The sequence below is a fragment of the Marinomonas posidonica genome (genome assembly GCF_043643765.1).
GTDB classification, from domain to species: Bacteria; Pseudomonadota; Gammaproteobacteria; order Pseudomonadales; family Marinomonadaceae; genus Marinomonas; species Marinomonas posidonica_A.
Map to the genome: position 1 here is coordinate 62538 of NZ_JBHZSP010000008.1, position 19389 is coordinate 81926.

Consider the following 19389-nt stretch of genomic DNA (forward strand, 5'->3'; position numbering starts at 1 on the left):
TCTATCAAGGGATAATCCCCTCCGAAAATTTGAATTTGAGCTGATATTAATTTTCGGGGGGATTACCGGTGAACAAAGTGCCTTTATGCAACTTATGCCAATGCTCTAATACCTCTTTCGTTGTCCACTCCATAGCTTCTTGTTCATCAATATGAAGCACGACATGAATATGGTTGCTCATAATGGCATAAGCGCACACATCGATCGCAAGGACTTCAGCAAGCAACAATAAACGCGCCTCAATCCACCCTCGACGATGTTCAAAGCTCTTACCGCTAACGGAATCTTCACCTCAAAGAAAGGCTCGACTAACGCATCGAGAAATGCAGTGACAGTAAGGGGTGCTGTCTAAACTGATTTGTTGATATCGGGCTCTAGGCATTTGGCCCCCCCTTTTCCGACGTGAAATAAACTGGATAAAATTACAGTATACTTTTTAGCCGGTCAACTAAGTTATGCCTGTCCTGTATTATCTTCGCAAACGTTAACAACTAAGTTATGCCTGTCCTGTATTATCTGTTTAAAGTGTGTGTCTATTTTTTATTTTAGTTTTCACCCATTTCCTTTAATTTTAGGAAATGCTAACCATGACATTAACAGAGTAGATAAAAAACCTACGATAAAAAAATAAGTCTGTGACAAAAATGATTTGCCACCTTCAATTATTAATGAATCACCAGATAATAGAATCATCCACCAGTAATGAGCAATAATTCCACCGAAAAATGCTGTCCAAAGATAGGTCTTGACATTACCCACTAATCTTAAATTAACACACAATATGGAAAGAACTAGCATAGGAATAAAATAAATAATTTCTGCCATAATTGAAACCATATAAAGAAGTACAAAGAAAGTTTGCATCTCTATTAAAGTACCAGTTTTCAAAAGGTTGTTATGCATACTCACAAAAACAACAATACCTGCACCGCCAACCAAAGGAGAAAGAATCAAAAGGAAAAACACTCGCCACGAAGGATAAATTATGGGCCTCATGGACTACAACCCTGAGATTCTGAATATTCCATTAGCTTGCAGCCATAATTAACACGTGACTCATAGTTAATAACCTGAATCCCTCCTGAAACACCTTGTTTTTCTTCCGTGAAAATGTTATTACCAGCCCCCAAAATAGGAATAGATGTATCTGTAAATGCACTACTCATTTTCAAAAATACAGATTTATCTCCCAAATATTTTTCATGTACTGGCTGCAATGCCTGCTGTTCACTTTTTAGCTGATTAATATCCCAATCAGCTGGATCACTTACTGTCTGGTTATACAAATTTTTAAAGTTATCAAAACCAGCGTTCATCAGTGCATCGCCTGCTTCCGCACGCCAATCATAAACTTCTGTTCCTGTTAATATGCCGCCTGCACCGAAAGTAAACCACGAACCATGACCATCAGCACCTAACCCTGTCAACGGTGCGCGGCTTACAAACTCTGCACCGCCATACCATTTCGCTCCCAAGCCAAGATTTTGTTCATACAAATTGCTAGCCCCAAAAAAATCCGCTCTATTATCAATTGTATTAAAATATTCTACAAATCGCTTGTTTGATCCATCACTGTTATACACATAATCAAAAGTATTCACTGAAGACCTAGTAACATCATCTTTCAAAATATCCCAAACTTCGGACATAGCTACATATTTGGTTGCATCATTTACCGCACCTCGGCACTCCTCACTCAGCGGATTATCCTGACATATTTGATTAAGCTCATCATCTCTTGCTTTGCTCAAAGCTTCAGCTCTATTAACCATGTCCTCTTTCTCTTCAGAACTAGTACAACCTGAACCTATTAAACAATCTTCAACTATACGCACTTCATAACTTTTCAAATAATTATTCTCCACCGCGTTATCAGCCAGTTGCCCTGCTGCGACTACGTCACTCGCATCGCCAGACCCGGTGCTGGCGGCGACCATGGAAGCGGCACCAAGAATGTTGGTGAGGGTTTGTTTTTGCTGCGCGTCTAGGTCATCTGGATCGCTGCTTCCATACAACCAGTTGGCAAGCATTGGGGCCGCGGCTTCGGAGCCTGCCGCAGCGAGACCGGCGGTGGTAGCGTCATTGCCCCCTTCGGCGGCCACGGCGGCAGCGAGGATACCGTGTGCTAAGACGTGAGCGGCTTCTTGTCCACCGCTGAGTTCACCGTCTGCATTCGCTGCCGCTTGACCTTTAAAGTATTGACCTATGCCATAAGCAACAGTAGGCGACGCGGCCGCAGCCAATTGACCTGAGACGCTGTCTGTCGGGACAGTCAAGCCAGCACCGATGGAACTGGCAATTAGGCCATAAGCGGTCAGTTTTTTGACTTCACTGTCGTATTGTTCTTGCGATATCGTCTCTGCTTTAAGCTGTTTTTTTAACTCGTCGGCTTTTTTATTCAGACTCAAACGTATCTGCTGCACGGTTTGGTTGGTTTCTTGTGTGACCGTACGCATGGTGTTGACTTGCTCAAGCACTTCGGCCTGATCAAAGTGGTCTTGTAAGGTGCCACTGTCATGCGCCACTGTGTCCGTGGTGGTCGCCGTGCTGACGTCCGCAAGGACTTGTTCAACCGATTGTCCCGTTTGGGCCTGCTGTTCTGCATCTGTGATGGTCAGGTTCGCGGTATTGATACCACTTTGGGTCGTACGAGTGCGGTTGTCTGCGATTTCCCCATAACCCTGTGATCTGGAAAAACCGCCATTTTCTGCTGTGTTATAGGAGGCATCCACGCCCACACTGGAACCACTAAAATTGGCGTGATTCTCTAGGTTACTGGCCGTTAAACTCGCGGTGGTTAGGCTGTTTAGGCCCTTGTCTTCAGCCGTTTGGGTTGAGGTGATGATGGCGCCAGTCAGGCTGGTGTGGTTCGCCACTTGGATTTGATAGCCTTGATCCCCTGAGGTAATGCCGCTTTGTTGGGTCACACTTTGGTAATCTGAGTCGGTTGTCGATTGTTGGTAACTCAGACCAAGATTGCTGCCCTCAGAGCTGACACTTGAACCAATGTTCATGCCAACACTGTCACTGCGGCTGTTGCTGCTGGAACTGTCTTGCACACTCGCAATGTTGAGATCTCCAGTGTCGATGGACACTTGCTCCCCATGTAAGGTGCCGCCTTTAATGTTGAGCTGATCACTGCGACTAACTAAGGCTCCTGCTGTGAGCTGACTGTGGGTGTACTGGGTGGATTGTGACTCGCTGCTGCTGGTGTTGTTGTTCACCCCTGCGGAAGACGCCAAATCGGAAAAATCGACTTTGCCAACACTGGCACTGACACTGGCACTTTGTGTGTTGCTCTTGGTGCTTTGCTGCGTGGTGTTCTCACCCGCCAGCACATTTATCTGATCCGCTTCCGCTAACAAGGTGCCACCCACTGCCACATTGGAGCCTTTTACGGTTAAGGTGTCCTCTCCTTGTAAGCTGGCATTGTTACCCACCTGTATACTAGAGCCATTCCAAGCGCTTTGACGGTTTGTCGTCGAGGTCGTAGTGGTTTGTAGCGTCACACCAGCACTCGCCGTAAAGCCAGCTGTCCCACTATTCATGGCCGCCCCAGCGGCGGCATTCGCCACCGTAATGGCAGCGTATTTTTCTGTGTTTTTAGCCGAGTTTAGCGCGATTTCATAACCGTCTAGATCACTTTGTTGCAGCTTACCGTCCGCCACTTTTTGCTTGGCTTCTTCGTACGCTTTTTCGGCGTCTTTCACCGCGTCTTTGGCTTGATCCAAGGCACGTACCGCAAGATAGGTATCCGCATAGGCGTTTTTCACCCCTACCGTGAGGGTCTTGGTCTTGGTGATGGTGTCATTGGTGGTGTCATAGGTGTCTTCACGTCCACCGATCAGGACATTTTCACCCTCAATGCTCGCGTCGTTTTGCACCGCCACATCACTGGCGATAATGGCGACGTTTTGGTTGGCATTGATGTTCAAGTTGCCCGCTTGCAGGCTCGACCCGGCCCAAGTGTTGGCGGTGTTGGTGGTACGCTCGGTGTGGTCGGTTTCCGTAAGACTTGCTAGTGTTAATTCCCCTTTTTCAGAAGAGAAGCTGGCGCCCTCTCCCGAAATGGTCTGGTCGGTGTGGGAAGTACTGGTCACGGTGCGCTCTTGCGCCGCATCGATAGTGACATTTTGCGCCGTTAAGTTGGCGGTGTCGCTCACCGCCACTTGTGCGCCAATCAGGGCTAGGTCTTGCTGTGCGGTGAGGTTAAGATCACTGGCGGCCAACGTAGTGGTTTGTTGCGTTAGAGTATCGGTGCGGGTGGCATCCGACTCACCCACCTTGATTTCACCATGAATAAGACCAGCAGTGGCCGTTGAAGCAATAACAGCAATACCTTTCACAAGATCCTTAAAGACACCGCGGAAACTTGAGGAAGATTCACTCCATTCGCTGCTTTCTAATGCCTGAGTGGTGACGATGACGTTACCCGCTAATTCGCCTTTGTCGTTGACGTATTGGCCATTGGCGTTTTGTGTGACCACGTCAGTACCAATGGATAAGGTGTCATTGGCCGCCAAGGTAGCGCCTTCTAGGGTGATGTTGCTGCCGCTGTCTAGGCTGATGTTGCCACCACCAATAAGGTCACTGGTGACGGCGGTTTGGTTGATAAAGCCTTGGTCTTTGGCTTTGACCTTAAAAGTGCCTTTTTTCTGTTTCTGGTAGCGTTGAGAGCTTTGGTCCACGGCGCTGAGCAGTTGAATGTCTCCACCCGCTTGCAAGCTAATGTTGCCATCAGCAGTGGCTTTACTGCCTGCCAAGAGAATATCAACACCCGTTACAATATTAAGGTCACCGCCCGATGTCAGGTTCGTGCCTTGATTGGTCAAGCTTTCAGAGGTGGTGGTAGTGGTGGAACGTTTGGAGCCGAACATGCCCGACTTTTTCTTTTTCACTTGCTTATAAGAAGAATTGTGAGCCGTCTCAGTGGACAAGACCACATCGCCCCCCGCTGCCAAGCTCATGCCTTCGCCACTGCTTAAACTAGAGCCCTTAGAAAAGATGTCATTTTGACTCACCAGAGTTAAGGCGCCGCCCGCGCTCAAGTCCGTACCTGTGATGCTTTCGTTATGGCTGCGTTTTTCGGTGGAGTTGCCACCACCACCCACAAAGCTATAAGAATCTTTGGTGTCTTTCACCGCCAAGAGGTCAATGTTGTTGGCAGATAAGGTCAGATCGTCGTCTGCTGTTAACTGAGCGCCTTCACTGGTAAAGGTATTGCCCGCGCCGAGTTGAATATTGCTGGCTTCTAGGCTGTTCACCTGATGCGTGACGGAAGAAGCGTTTCTTCTACGAGCACTGGATTCGGTGGTGTTTTCAACACTGCTCAGAGTGACATCATTCGCTGCATTAATACTTAGCTGATTTGACGCGCTGATTGAAGAGGCTTGGCTAATAAGATTATTGCCCGCGCTCAATTGAATCTTGTCGGCCGATAATGCATTGGTTAGATGATGAGTTGTTGAATTTTTGGATTGGTAGTAGCCTCCAATATCACTGCTGTTTGTTACCTCCAAGCTAGCAAGGGTAATATTATTACCCGCTTGAGCTAAAATTTCCTCATCAGCACTCACCTCACTGCCAATTAGGCTAATATCATTGCCTGCCACTAAGTTGATAGTCCCGCCTTGTAATGACGCCGCTTCCCCCACCAAGGTTTGCGTGTTGGAAAAGATCCCAGACTGGGTGCTAATGGTTTGATTTTGGGTTTCACTGGTAATATTGCCACCCGCCACCAAATTGAGAACGCCGTTGGCCTGTATACTCCCCGAGTTACCAATATCGCTGGAGGCATTTAGAGTGGCGTTATTTCCTGCCGTCATGTTACCGCTATTACTAATATTCTCACCGCTGAGAGATAGATCAGAGCGCGCGACAATAGCGCCTGAATTAACAAGATCACCGTCCACTTGGATGTCTATATTAGTTGCAGCAATCAAGGCTCCATCTGGTCTTAAGGTCATATCAGAAGTATTGGAAAAGTATACCTTCGGCACCAAAGCTTCTTGAGGGCCTGAATCCGTCTGCACCGTCTCAGAGACCATCCATACGATCGGTTGTTTAAGTTGCGCCACTTGTTTATCAGTGAGCTCAATGCCCACGCTTAATTGTAAGTCTGTGTATTCCTCTAAGGCATTGTCCATCAAGGTCGCGTAGGCGGATTCTATGTCCACTTGATCGGGCAAAGTTTGGAAACCGGTGTAGGATAAGATTTGCTCACGCACCAGATTTTGTTCTAAAAAACCATCGCCCAGACGCGAGGCCGTTTTCCCGGTTCGGCCTTGATCATCACCGACCATTTTGTTGAGCATGTAGTCAGATGAGACAAAATTTTTGTAATTTGTGAACAAAGGGTTGGTTTGTATTAGGTAATCAGAATCAGGATTTTCGGAAAGGGTATAAAACGCACTCTGTACAAAAGAGTCCACATTAAGGTCATTAAAAATGGCGTCACGGCGAGCAGCGACTGCGGCTAGATCAATGGCATTGACACCTGTTGCTGAGGCATCGGCTTTTATGGTTGGCGACGTACTAGAATCTGCGCTTAGTTCCGTGTCACTTTTGACAACAGTCGTCGCGCTGCCTTTTTCGGCTACTTGTACGCCGTCAACACCAGAGGCTTTTACATTTACGGTGCCCGAAGCGGTATTGACCACCGTTTGACTGGATACGCTAGTGCTGGTGGAGGTTTCTGTTACCGCCACTTGTACGTTATCGGAAGCTTTTACATTTACGGTGCCCGAAGCGGTATTGGCCACCGTTTGACTGGATACACTGGTGCTGGTGGAGGTTTCTGTTACCGCCACTTGTACGTTATCGGAAGCTTTTACATTCGCAATGCCCGAAGCGGTATTAGCCACCGTTTGACCGGATATGCTGGTGCTGGTGGAGGCTTCTGTTACCGCCACTTGTACGTTATCGGAAGCTTTTACATTTGCAATGCCCAAAGCGGTATTGGCAACCGTTTGACCAGATACGCTGGTGTTGGCAGAAGTTTCAGTTACCGCAACTTGCACACCATCAGAAGCTTTTACTTTTACAGTACCAGTAGCCGTATTCACAACCGCTTGACCGGATACGCTAGTATTGGCAGATCCTTCAATTTCTTTTAATACATTAGTATCAACCTTGCTTGTCACTACATAATCAACATTACCTATGTTAGATACAGATCCAGCCTTTCCGGTAATATTACCGCCGGCGGTGAAAATCGCAGGAACTTCAAATAAAACTTTTTCAGTCGTATTACTCTTATTTGTTTCGCTAATAACACGAGGAACATAATTCCAGCCGCATGACTGACCAGCAGAAGGAAGACAAATTACCACCTCATTCACATCAGTTTTTTTTATTTCTTTTCCATAGTAGCTGACATTATTTATTTTATCAGCAGTAAAAAATAAATCACCAACAGCACTCACTATGGAGTAATAATTATCAACAGCTCCCTCAAGAATCATATCATTCCCTGAAAAAATGTAGGCTTGAGGGCTATCTAATTCAATATAGGGAGACTCTATAGTTTCAATAATTTTTTTGTCTGAAAAATAGCTACCATATAAATCATCATCTAAATTTTTAAAAATACTATATTTTTTCGAAGTGATATTTTTAGTAAAAGAAAACTCTCTCTTTTTATTGATTATTTTATTCGCTTCAATAGATAAATTTCTATTTATTTCTATTACTGCAGAGCTGTTAGTCAAGGTATCCGATACTTTAATTACACCATCTCCTAAACTATATAAAACCGCACCATTTTGATTGATGATATTGCCTGTAGAACGAATATCTAAATAATCTTGACCTAAAACAAGTGCATCGCTATCTAAATTTTTTACATCTGCAGCATTTATAAAAACTCGCTTCCCAGCGATACCACCTTTATTATTTAGGGTTTCTGTGTTGGTAATAGATAACGTACCGTTTTGGGCTGAAATCGTACCTATTACAGTATTCGTTAAATTTCGGCTGTTTAAATTAATAGTATTTACCGATTCTAATACCGAATCAGTATTCACTATGTCACCATCAGTGTTAATAGTCAGTGTGTTATTGGCTTTAACGTGTGCGCCATTTTCGTTGGCAAAGCTGTCTTGGGATGTTAACAAAAGATCATTTGTTGAAAGTATTTTGCTGGTTGAGGTGTTATTAAGAATTAACGAAGCGGTAGCTTCCAGCCCATGACCAGATAAAGAACCTTGATTATTAAGAGTCTTGGTTTGTACTCTTAACTCACCATTTTGAGCTAATACGTTACTATTTGCAGAGTTTTCAAAATTTTGGCTGTTTATGTTAATACTACCTGCCGATTCGATAGTAGATTGCTCATTACTCAGATTACCTACAGAGGTAATTTCTAATGCGTTGGAGGCATGAAGCAGCGCTCCCTCTCTGTTTTCTACTGTTTCTTCTGCGCTCAACACCAAGCCAGCGGTTGAAAATACCTTTGCATTCATTGTCTTGTTATCTAGTGAAGCTGTATTGATAATAATACCATTACCGGCAAGAACACCTTGGTTATCAACCTTAATTGTGTCGATAGATAAAGCGTTATTTTGCGCTAAAATCGTGCCAGAGTTAGTAAGGTTTTGACTTTTAACCGTGGCAGATTCAACGGCTTCAATTGTACCGCTGTTTGTTAAATTACCTTTAGCATCCAAGTTCACGTCGACGCCAGCGTGAACCAAAGCGCCGTCTGTATTCGTCACGTCGCCTTTGATGTTGAGATCCAGTTTGTCTGTTGAATAGATTTTGCCGTTTGTAGTGCTGTTATTTAGTCCGGTGGTATCAATCGTAATGCCTTTACCCGCCAAAGCACCTTGGTTGGTAATTTGGTTGGTTTGAATGGTTAAGGTGCCGTCTTGTGCTAAGACGGTGCCTGAACTCGTGACATTCTCTGCATTAATGTCGATAGTATTCAAAGCTTCAATCGTGGAATCTGTGTTGGTGAGGTTACCCTCAGTATCTAAGGTTAGATCGGAATCCGCATGTACCAGAGCGCCATTTTGGTTGGTGATTGCCCCTTCAATGTTTAAAGCAACGGCATCGGTTGAATAAATTTTCCCGCTTGTTGTACTGTTGTTTAGTTCAGTGGCATCAATCGTGATGCCTTTACCTGCCAAGGAACCTTGGTTATCCACTTTGTTGGTTTGAATGGTTAAGGTGCCGTCCTGTGCTAAGACGGTACCTGAACTCGTGACATTCTCTGCATTGATGTCGATAGTATTTAAAGCTTCAATTGTGGAATCTGTGTTGGTCAATTTACCCGAGGAGGTATCATCACCTGAATCCACTGTTAGCGCTGTGTTCGCGTGCAGTAACGCACCGTCTTTATTCGAGACATCGCCAGTAATGTTGAGATCGAGTTTGTCTGTTGAGTAGACAGTACCGTTAACCGTACTGTTGCTCAGTTCGGTGGCATCAATCGTAATACCTTTACCTGCCAAGGTCCCTTGGTTATCCACCTTGTTGGTTTGAATGGTTAAAGTGCCGTCTTGCGCCAGAATCGTCCCTGAGCTGGTGAGGTTCTGACTCTTAATGTCGACCTGATTTAAAGCTTCAATCGTGGAATTTGTGTTGGTGAGGTTGCCCTCAGCATCTAAAGTCAGATCGGAATCTGCATGAACCAAAGCACCATCTGTATTTTTGACGTTTCCAGCGATGTTTAAATCAAGCTTATCTGTTGAATAGACTTTACCGTTAACCGTACTGTTGTTTAGTTCGGTGGCATCAATCGTGATGCCTTTACCCGCCAAAGTACCTTGGTTGGTAACTTGGTTAGTATCTATTGTTAAACTTCCATCTTGTGCCAGAATCATCCCCGAGCTGGTGAGGTTCTGACTCTTAATGTCAATTTGATTTAAAGCTTCAATCGTTGAATCTTTGTTGATGAGGTTGCCCTCGGCATCCAAGTTAAGATCCGAATCCGCATGTACTAGAGCACCGTCTTTATTCGTGACATCGCCAGTAATGTTGAGATCGAGTTTGTCTGTTGAGTAGACTTTACCGTTAACCGAACTGTTGTTTAGTTCGGTGGCATTAATCGTGATGCCTTTACCCGCCAAAGCACCTTGGTTGGTAACTTGGTTGGTGTCTATTGTTAAACTTCCATCTTGTGCCAGAATCGTTCCCGAGTTGGTGAGGTTCTGACTTTTGATGTCAACCTGATTTAAAGCTTCAATCGTGGAATCTGTGTTGGTGAGTTTAGCCTCAGCATCTAAAGTCAGATCGGAATCTGCATGAACCAAAGCACCATCTGTATTTTTGACGTTTCCAGCGATGTTTAAATCAAGCTTATCTGTTGAATAGACTTTACCGTTAACCGAACTATTGTTTAGTTCGGTGGCATTAATCGTGATGCCTTTACCCGCCAAAACTCCTTGGTTATCCACCTTGTTGGTTTGAATGGTTAAGGCACCGTCTTGTGCTAAGACGGTGCCTGAACTCGTGACATTCTCTGCATTGATGTCGATAGTATTTAAAGCTTCAATCGTGGACTCTGTGTTAGTGAGATTACCCTCAGTGTCCAAGGTCAGAGCTGTATCCGCATGAACCAAAGCGCCATCTGTATTTGTGACGTTTCCAGCGATGTTTAAATCAAGCTTATCTGTTGAATAGACTTTACCGTTAACCGTACTGTTGTTTAGTTCGGTGGCATTAATTGAGATGCCTTTACCTGCCAACGTTCCTTGGTTGGTAACTTGATTAGTGTCTATTGTTAAACTTCCATCTTGTGCCAGAATCGTCCCTGAGCTGGTGAGGTTCTGACTTTTGATGTCGACCTGATTTAAAGCTTCAATCGTGGAATTTGTGTTGGTGAGGCTACCCTCAGCATCTAAGGTCAGATCAGTATCCGCATGCACTAGAGCACCATCGTCATTAGTGATGTTGCCTTGTACATTCAACGCGATTGCATCCTTTGAATAGATTTTCCCACTTGTTGTGCTGTTGTTCAGTTCGGTGGCATCAATCGTGATGCCTTTACCCGCCAAGGTTCCTTGGTTATCCACCTTGTTGGTTTGAATGGTTAAGGTACCGTCTTGGGCCAATATTGTACCGGAGCTAGTGACATTCGCTGTATTAATGTCGATAGTATTCAAGGCTTCGATGGTACTGCTTGTATTAGTTAAATTACCATCAGCATCCAAGGTCAGATCAGAATCCGCATGAACCAAAGCGCTATCTGTATTTGTGACGTTTCCAGCGATGTTTAAATCAAGCTTATCTGTTGAATAGACTTTACCGTTAACCGTACTGTTATTTAGTTCGGTGGCTTTAATCGTGATGCCTTTACCTGCCAAGGAACCTTGGTTATCCACCTTGTTGGTTTGAATGGTTAAGGTGCCGTCTTGTGCTAAGACGGTACCGGAACTGGTGACAGTTTCTGCTGTGATGTCGATTTCATTGAACGCTTCGATGGTACTGTCAGTATTCGTGAGGTTACCCTCGGCATCTAACGTTAAAGTTGAATCGGCATGCACTAAAGCACCATCTTCATTAGTGATGTTGCCTTGTACATTCAGCGCCATTGCATCCGTTGAATAAATCTTGGCGTTTGCTGAACTGTTGTTCAGTTCGGTGGCATCAATCGTGATGCCTTTACCAGCCAAGGAACCTTGGTTATCCACCTTGTTGGTTTGAATGGTTAAGGTGCCATCTTGGGCCAATATTGTACCGGAGCTAGTGACATTCGCTGTATTAATATCGATAGTATTCAAGGCTTCGATGGTACTGCTTGTATTAGTTAAATTACCATCAGCATCCAAGGTCAGATCGGAATCCGCATGTATCAGAGCGCCATCGTCATTAGTGATGTTGCCTTGTACATTCAACGCGATTGCATCCTTTGAATAGATTTTCCCACTTGTTGTGCTGTTGTTCAGTTCGGTGGCATCAATCGTGATGCCTTTACCTGCCAAGGTTCCTTGGTTATCCACCTTGTTGGTTTGAATGGTTAAGGCACCTTCTTGTGCTAAGACGCCGCCTGAACTCGCGACATTCTCTGCATTGATGTCGATAGTATTCAAAGCTTCAATCGTGGAATCTGTGTTCGTGAGATTGCCCTCAGCATCCAAGGTAAGATCTGAATCCGCATGAACCAAAGCGCCATCTTCATTAGTGACATCACCGGTGATATTGAGATCGAGTCTGTCTGTTGAGTAGATTTTACCACTCGCCGTGCTATTACTCAGTTCGGTGGCATCAATCGTGATGCCTTTACCCGCCAAAGTTCCTTGATTATCCACCTTGTTGGTTTGAATGGTTAAAGCGCCGTCTTGTGCCAGAATCGTTCCCGAGCTAGTGAGGTTCTGACTTTTAATATCGACCTGATTTAAAGCTTCAATAATGGATTCTGTGTTAGTGAGATTTCCCTCAGCATCTAAGATCAAATCGGAATCCGCATGAACCAAAACACCATATTCATTAGTGATGTTACCTTGCACATTCAGTGCTATCGCATCGGTGGAATAAATCTTGGCATTAGCTGAACTGTTGTTCAGTTCGGTGGCATCAATCGTGATGCCTTTACCCGCCAAGTTTCCTTGATTGTACACCTTGTTAGTTTGAATGATTAACGTGCCGTCTTGCGCCAGAATCGTCCCTGAGCTGGTGAGGTTCTGACTCTTAATGTCGACCTGATTTAAAGCTTCAATCGTGGAATTTGTGTTGGTGAGGTTGCCCTCAGCATCTAAAGTCAGATCGGAATCTGCATGAACCAAAGCACCATCTGTATTTTTGACGTTTCCAGCGATGTTTAAATCAAGCTTATCTGTTGAATAGACTTTACCGTTAACCGAACTATTGTTTAGTTCGGTGGCATTAATCGTGATGCCTTTACCCGCCAAAACTCCTTGGTTATCCAGTTGGTTCGTTTGAATGGTTAAAGCACCGCCTTCTGCTAAGACGGCGCCTGAACTCGCGACATTCTCTGCATTGATGTCGATAGTATTCAAAGCTTCAATCGCGGCATTTGTATTGGTCAATTTACCCGAGGAGGTATCATCACCTGAATCCACAGTTAAAGCTGTGCTCGCGTGCAGTAACGCGCCGTCTCTATTCGAGACATCGCCTGTAATGTTGAGATCGAGTTTGTCTGTTGAGTAAATCTTCCCGTTTGCTGTACTGTTGGACAGTTCCGTGGCGTTAATGGTAATGCCTTTGCCCGCCAACGTGCCTTGGTTATCCACTTGGTTCGTCTGAATGGTTAAAGCGCCATCTTGTGCCAAAACTGTACCGGAGCTCGAGACATTCTCTGAATTGATGTTGATGGTATTTAAAGCTTCAATCGTGGAATCTTTGTTGGTGAGATTGCCATCAGCATCTAAGATTAGATCGAAATCCGCATGTACCAGGGCGCCATATTCATTAGTGACATCACCAGTGATATTGAGGTCAAGTTGCTCTGTTGAATAAATTTGGCCGTTTGTCGTGCTATTACTCAGTTCGGTGGCATCAATCGTAATACCTTTACCCGCCAAAGTTCCTTGATTATCCACCTTGTTGGTTTGGATGGTTAAAGCACCGTTTTGCGCTAAGATGGTGCCTGAACTCGTTACATTCTCTGCTTTGATGTCGATAGTATTTAAAGCTTCAATCGTGGCATCTGTATTGGTCAATTTACCCGAGGAGGTATCATCACCTGAATCCACTGTTAGCGCTGTGTTCGCGTGCAGTAACGCACCGTCTTTATTCGTCACATAGCCAGTGATATTGAGATCGAGTTTATCTGTTGAGTAGACTTTACCGCTAACCGTACTGTTGTTTAGTTCAGTGGCATTAATCGTGATGCCTTTACCTGCCAAAGCACCTTGATTGGTAACTTGGTTGGTGTCTATTGTTAAACTTCCATCTTGCGCCAAAATCGTCCCTGAACTAGTGACATTTTCCGCGGTGATGCCGACTTGATTCAAGGCTTCGATAGTACTGTCAGTATTCGTGAGGTTGCCATCAGCGTCTAAGGTCATGCTGCTGTCGGCGTGAACCAAAGCACCGTCTGCATTCGTCACGTCACCTGTAATGTTGAGATCAAGCTTGTCGGTTGAATAGATTTTTCCGCTTGCCGTGCTGTTGCTCAGTCCTGTCGCATCGATGGTGATGCCTTTGCCCGCCAGCGTGCCTTGATTAGTAACTTGGTGCGTCTCAATGTTCAGCGCTTCATTGAGCGCAAGGATCGTTCCTGAGCTGGTCAGATTCAGACTCTTAATGTCAACCTGATTCAAGGCTTCGATGGTGGAGTCCGTATTGGTGAGGTTGCCTTCCGCATCCAAGGTCATGCTGCTGTCAGCGTGAACCAAAGCGCCATCTGTATTAGTGACATCGCCCGCGATGTTGAGATCAAGTTGGTCTGTTGAATAGATTTTTCCGTTAGCCGTGCTGTTACTCAGTTCCGTGGCGTTAATGGTAATGCCTTTGCCCGCCAGCATGCCTTGGTTATCTAGATGTTGGGCCGTGATCGACAAAGGATCGGTTTGTATTAGAACTGTACCTGTGTTCGTGAATCGTTGGGCTTCGATGTTCAGAGAATCTACGGACTCAATGGCCCCGGTGAGGTTGTCTAATTGTCCTTGCGCTGTGATGGTGAGCGCCTTGTCTGACGCAATGGACGCCTGATCATCATTGCGTAGATCCTCCGTGGTGGTCAGCGTCAACTGCTCCGCGGCAAAGATCTGGGTGTTTTCCCCTGTGTTGTTGAGCATGTCTGTGGTAACGGTGAGGGTGTGACCAGCAATAGTACCTTGGTTGGTCAGGCTGTCTGTGATGAGCGTCACATCGCCATTTTGACTGAGCAGTTTGGCGTCTTCTTGATTCTTTAAGGCTTGCGCTTCTAATCGAATGGATTCAGTGGCTTGAATGGCGGCGTCTGCGCCGCTAGAAACAATGTCTTTTGTCGTCTTGATGTTAATGCGGTTGGCCAGTACTTCACCACTGTTCTCCAAGGCATTGGCTTGAATTTTTATTTCGTCAGAGCTTAAGGTGGCACGATGAACAATATTGCCTTGGGTGTCCAAAGTCATGTCTTCAACGGCTTTGACTTCCCCGCCGAGGTTGACCCCCAATCCGCGCTCCGTGCCAATCAAGCGTATGCGATTGGCGTACATGCCACCAATGGCTGCCACATCCAACGCGAATGCTTCCCGCTCGTCATTGGATCGCGCCGTCACCGACTTGTCTTGGTAGTTAATGCGATTGTCGCCGGTGATGATGGTAGCTTGATCGGCCCAGAGTTTGGCGTTGAGTTTAACGCTGCGCGCCAAGATGTCTAATTCACGGGTTGCGCTGTCGTTTAAACCTTCCCCAGTAATGGCAATGTCACCCTGTGACACATCAAACCCAGACAAGCCGCCCGCGCCATCAAATAAAGCTTGCCCTGTGGTCAAGGTGCCACGGGTGGTATTGATAAAACCACAGCCATTACAAGTGATGCCGTTTTGGTTGGCGATGATCATCTCTGCGGATTGTCCCGCGATTTCCATATAGCCGTTTAACGCACTGCGACTGTTGCCCGTGACTTCGTTCAAAATGATGCTGGCACTCTTGCCCCCCAAGCGAGCGTTGCCATCAATGTAACCCGCCAATTGGGTATTGGTAATGTCCGTGGCGTTATTGAAGATCAGACCTTTCTTTTCGACATTAAGCTGATCGTATTCATTGCGCGACACGCCTTTCGCAGAAGGGGCATTAATATTGACAATTGGAATGCCACTGGCCGAAGTATCAAACGCAGGCGCATGGGCGCTGTTTATCGCCGCCGTCGCCCCCTGAGCCAACAACACCCCCGGCGCGGACAAATAGGCCGACAACATAATCTGCGCTATGTATTTTTGATGGCGACGACAAGGGGCTAAAAGGGAAAAGTGGGAGGTGGACTGTGATCGTTTAATTGGCTTTACTTGTAAGCGCAACACATTATTCAATGACTTTTTACGCCATTGCACACGACTAGACACATAACATTTGATGACTCGCAGTAAGGTCAACATGTAACTCTTCCCTAAGCTATCGCTTTTTATTATTTCTATAAAAAGCTTTAATATTTTGTTAATAAAGCAATCTTAACTACGTCTGCACAACTAGAATTGCGCAGATAACATTGCACTCACTTTATAATCATGAGCCTTGGCATATGGCCCAAATTCAATAAAAGGTTCAGAGATCGAAAGATCATAATTCACTCCCAATATCTTTCCCTTCATACCGAAAGTTAGTCCCATCAAGGTTCGGCTGGTCTCTTCTTCTGCACCTTCTCCAAAAGCTTGTCCAACATCCAAGCCTAAGTACGGAGAATATGGTGAACCTAATATCTCCATAGGCAGCGTTAAATCGTTCCTCAACCGCCAACCGTGCTCAGCACTTAATGATTCATCACTATCAAAGCCTCGAACCGTATAACGGCCACCATTCGAAAACCAATCTAACGAATAAATCGGTGTATCAGCATACTGAGCAAATAAGCGCCCTGTATAATTCATTGATTGCCCAAACAAGCTCAAAGGACTACTTAAAGAAACAGATAACGAATAAAAACGGTAATCTGGCTGTGCCGAATCTTCCTCGCTATCAGGGTCCACTTCATCGGCACCCATTATTCCAGCAAGCCCTTGGTGCACATCGATGGAAATATCAAAGATGTTACGACCAATAAAACGTCGATAATCCAAACCTAACGTTAATTCTGATAAATTGCGCCTCTGAGCCTCTATCTCAGCATCCTCAATATAACTGCGTCTGCTTCTTGTCTTTAGCTCGCTGTTTAGCGTTAGTTTTACTTTATTATTGCGCAGCGCCACATAATCAAAAGTCAGCTTATCGTCTCGGCTGTGACCACTTAGCTCAAAGCTTCTCACATCCCCTTCGGTAATTTGACGATAATCTGAACGACTGGTTGAATATCCCCACAATCCATAGCCCCAAGGCAAAGTCCAAGAAAAAGATTCACTGTTTGACTCACCTATCGCTTTGCCTCTTGCAGCAGACAAAGAAACATTAAACACATCTTGGGCACCAATAAAATTATCAACGGAGGCATTAATCGACAATGGATATTCACCTGTGGATACACTGCCACTATCGTCTACTGAGGTATTGATTGACCAAGGTTTTGTTTGCTGTAACTCAGCAACCAAAATGCTGGCGTTAGGGTAAGAGCCTGGCTGAATTTTAAACTCCACCTCCTGTGACTGAAGACGACTCAGCTGCTCAACCGCTTGCTCCATGTCTCGTAAATTGAGTACCTTGCCTTCTTCTATGGGCAAAGCGTTTCGCCAAAAGAAGCGATACTTCTCTGGAAACACAATTCGCTCAACAACACCTTTTTGAATCTTCACTCTGACGGTGTGTGAGGCAATATTCTGCTCTGGCAATACCGCCCTTGATGTAACAAAACCATCCGCTAACAACTTTTGATTAATCAGATTCACATAAGCCTGTAATGTTTGAAAACCAATACATTCACCTAAATACCGATCTCCTTGCGCCAAAGCCCAATCGGATAACAACCCATCAACCTCAATGTGATCAATGACAAAGCACACCTCTTCTTTAATAGGTTGAAGTGTGCTTTCAACTTGCGGCAATTGTATGGGCTGCTCAGAATCTTCAAGGCTTTTGTTTAAAGCTTCTTCCGTGGCTTTGTCTCTAAGGCGCCAATCAGTCTGATTACGTATGGATTCTTCTTGTGCAGAATGGGAAAAACTAGAAAGGCATGACAAATACAATGCGCATAACCAAGTAACAAAAATCCGTTTTTGCACCTAAAAATCCATATCAATTACTTTAATTTACGTTATTTTACACAAATTATTAAAGAGAACAATTCCCATTACCAAATTTGTTTAAATTCATTTTCTATTATTTAGAATCACCAAACCCACGCGCCAGTGCACAAGTGGCTTTGGTGTTTTTTCGCTTGTTCACAACAAGCTCAGGAGAGGAATTGGAGGCATGTTGAGCGGCAAGGAGTGCGGCGGATTCGGCCACGCCGTATACACCAACGGTTTTGAAAATGTATTCTGAGCGGGTACTGAGCAAGGGTTCCATTGCCATCAGTGCGTTCGCAGAATAAGTATGGAAAGGCCACTGGTATTTTTGTGCCAAGGCGATCAGTTGGGTTTCATCAGCTTTGATGTCTATGCTATTCAGGGAAATAATATCATGGGGTGTGAGTCCTTTTTGTTGCAAGGTTTCCAACATGATGTCTTCCAAATAAGACAAAGGGCAGTTCCGTTCGCAGCCCATACCCAAAGTGTAAACAGGGTTAAGGTAGTCTTTGGCTGTGGTCATGGCGAGTTGTGCTTGGATTTTTTGTGCGATTTGCGCAGCCCATTCGTTCGCGCCACCTTCGTGTCCCGACAAAAGAGGGATCACAAATTGCCCTAATTCATCCATTACCAATACCGGTGGATCTTGGTATTTATCCTGTAAAACCGGTGCTAAAGTACGTATCACAATGCCAGTAGCGCAGATGAAAAGCATTGGCTCTTGTGCCATGAAAGCGGCTTGTACTTGTTCAGCAAAGGGCTTGGGCTTGTAGTCCAATTGCCCTTCTGGATAGTGCTGCAAAACCCGTTCAGCCAATACTTTACCAGCCGATGTCAAAGCGATAATGCGCATCAGCGGGTACCTCGCTCCGTTTTAGTAACAACGAATAAGGAAAAATACGGCCCAGCTTTGTCTTCCAACTGACTCACGTCTTCGACAATTCTCTCGTTATCACGACCTATGTATTCCAAATACTTTGCTTCTTCTAGGCGCTGGGTTTTGCGCAATGCGGTAAGGATTTTGGGTCGCGCACGACCAGCTTTCATGATCACCACAGTATCATGCTCCGCCAGTGCCGTATCAATCTGTTTGGCGGAATGACGACCACTGACCACAGCAAAGGATTCCTTCAATACGGTTAACGGATGACGCAAAGCCGATGCCGCCGCATTAATGGAAGAAACGCCCGGTATCACCTGACATTCAAACTCGCTGGCAATACGCTCTAATAGATACGCGAACGATCCAAAAAACAGCGGGTCACCCTCGCACAAGAACGCCACATCCAAACCTTTCTCTAAAGCTTGAGTGATGCGCTTAGCACCATCATCATAAGCTTGATTGGCTAACTCTCTGTCGGTGGACATGGGCATATTGATGGCAATTTCTTGCTGCGTATGCTGCACCGCTGAAAACGCTTCCCGAGCAATACTTTTTGCCTGAGATGTGCCTTGATCATTCGCCAGAAAACTCACTACCTGGGCGTTTTGAATCAAACGTAAGGCTTTCAGAGTAATCAGCTCTGGATCCCCTGGCCCAACACCGACACCAATAAATCGACCTATAGTTTGCTTTCTTTGCTGATTAGCGATATCCGTCACACCCTTCTCTTTCATTGTCATTTAA

General features: G+C 45.2%; 6 protein-coding genes. All 6 read right to left on the reverse strand.

The window, feature by feature from the left end; translation table 11 throughout:
- Positions 1-46 precede the first annotated feature (46 nt).
- Entirely contained in the window at positions 47-229 is a 183-nt protein-coding gene (locus ACHUFM_RS10515) for a hypothetical protein (RefSeq protein WP_394182137.1), read from the reverse strand.
- 323 nt (positions 230-552) lie between these two features.
- Positions 553-954 carry a hypothetical protein gene (locus tag ACHUFM_RS10520; protein ID WP_394182139.1) on the reverse strand — a complete coding sequence of 134 codons (402 nt, stop codon included), beginning with the start codon at positions 952-954 and terminating at the stop codon, positions 553-555.
- Positions 955-992: 38 nt separating this feature from the next.
- Positions 993-15986 (reverse strand): two-partner secretion domain-containing protein, encoded by a 14994-nt coding sequence (locus ACHUFM_RS10525; protein ID WP_394182141.1) that lies wholly within the window; start codon positions 15984-15986, stop codon positions 993-995.
- Between the two features lie 90 nt (positions 15987-16076).
- Complete coding sequence (locus ACHUFM_RS10530; protein WP_394182143.1) at positions 16077-17756, reverse strand: ShlB/FhaC/HecB family hemolysin secretion/activation protein; 1680 nt, start codon at positions 17754-17756, stop codon at positions 16077-16079.
- A gap of 97 nt (positions 17757-17853) precedes the next feature.
- Positions 17854-18615, reverse strand: a complete 762-nt coding sequence (locus ACHUFM_RS10535; protein ID WP_394182145.1) for a cobalt-precorrin 5A hydrolase — start codon at positions 18613-18615, stop codon at positions 17854-17856.
- Entirely contained in the window at positions 18615-19385 is a 771-nt protein-coding gene (gene cobI / locus ACHUFM_RS10540) for a precorrin-2 C(20)-methyltransferase (protein ID WP_394182147.1), read from the reverse strand. Before cobI ends, ACHUFM_RS10535 begins: the two co-directional genes overlap by 1 nt.
- Between the last annotated feature and the right edge of the window lie 4 nt (positions 19386-19389).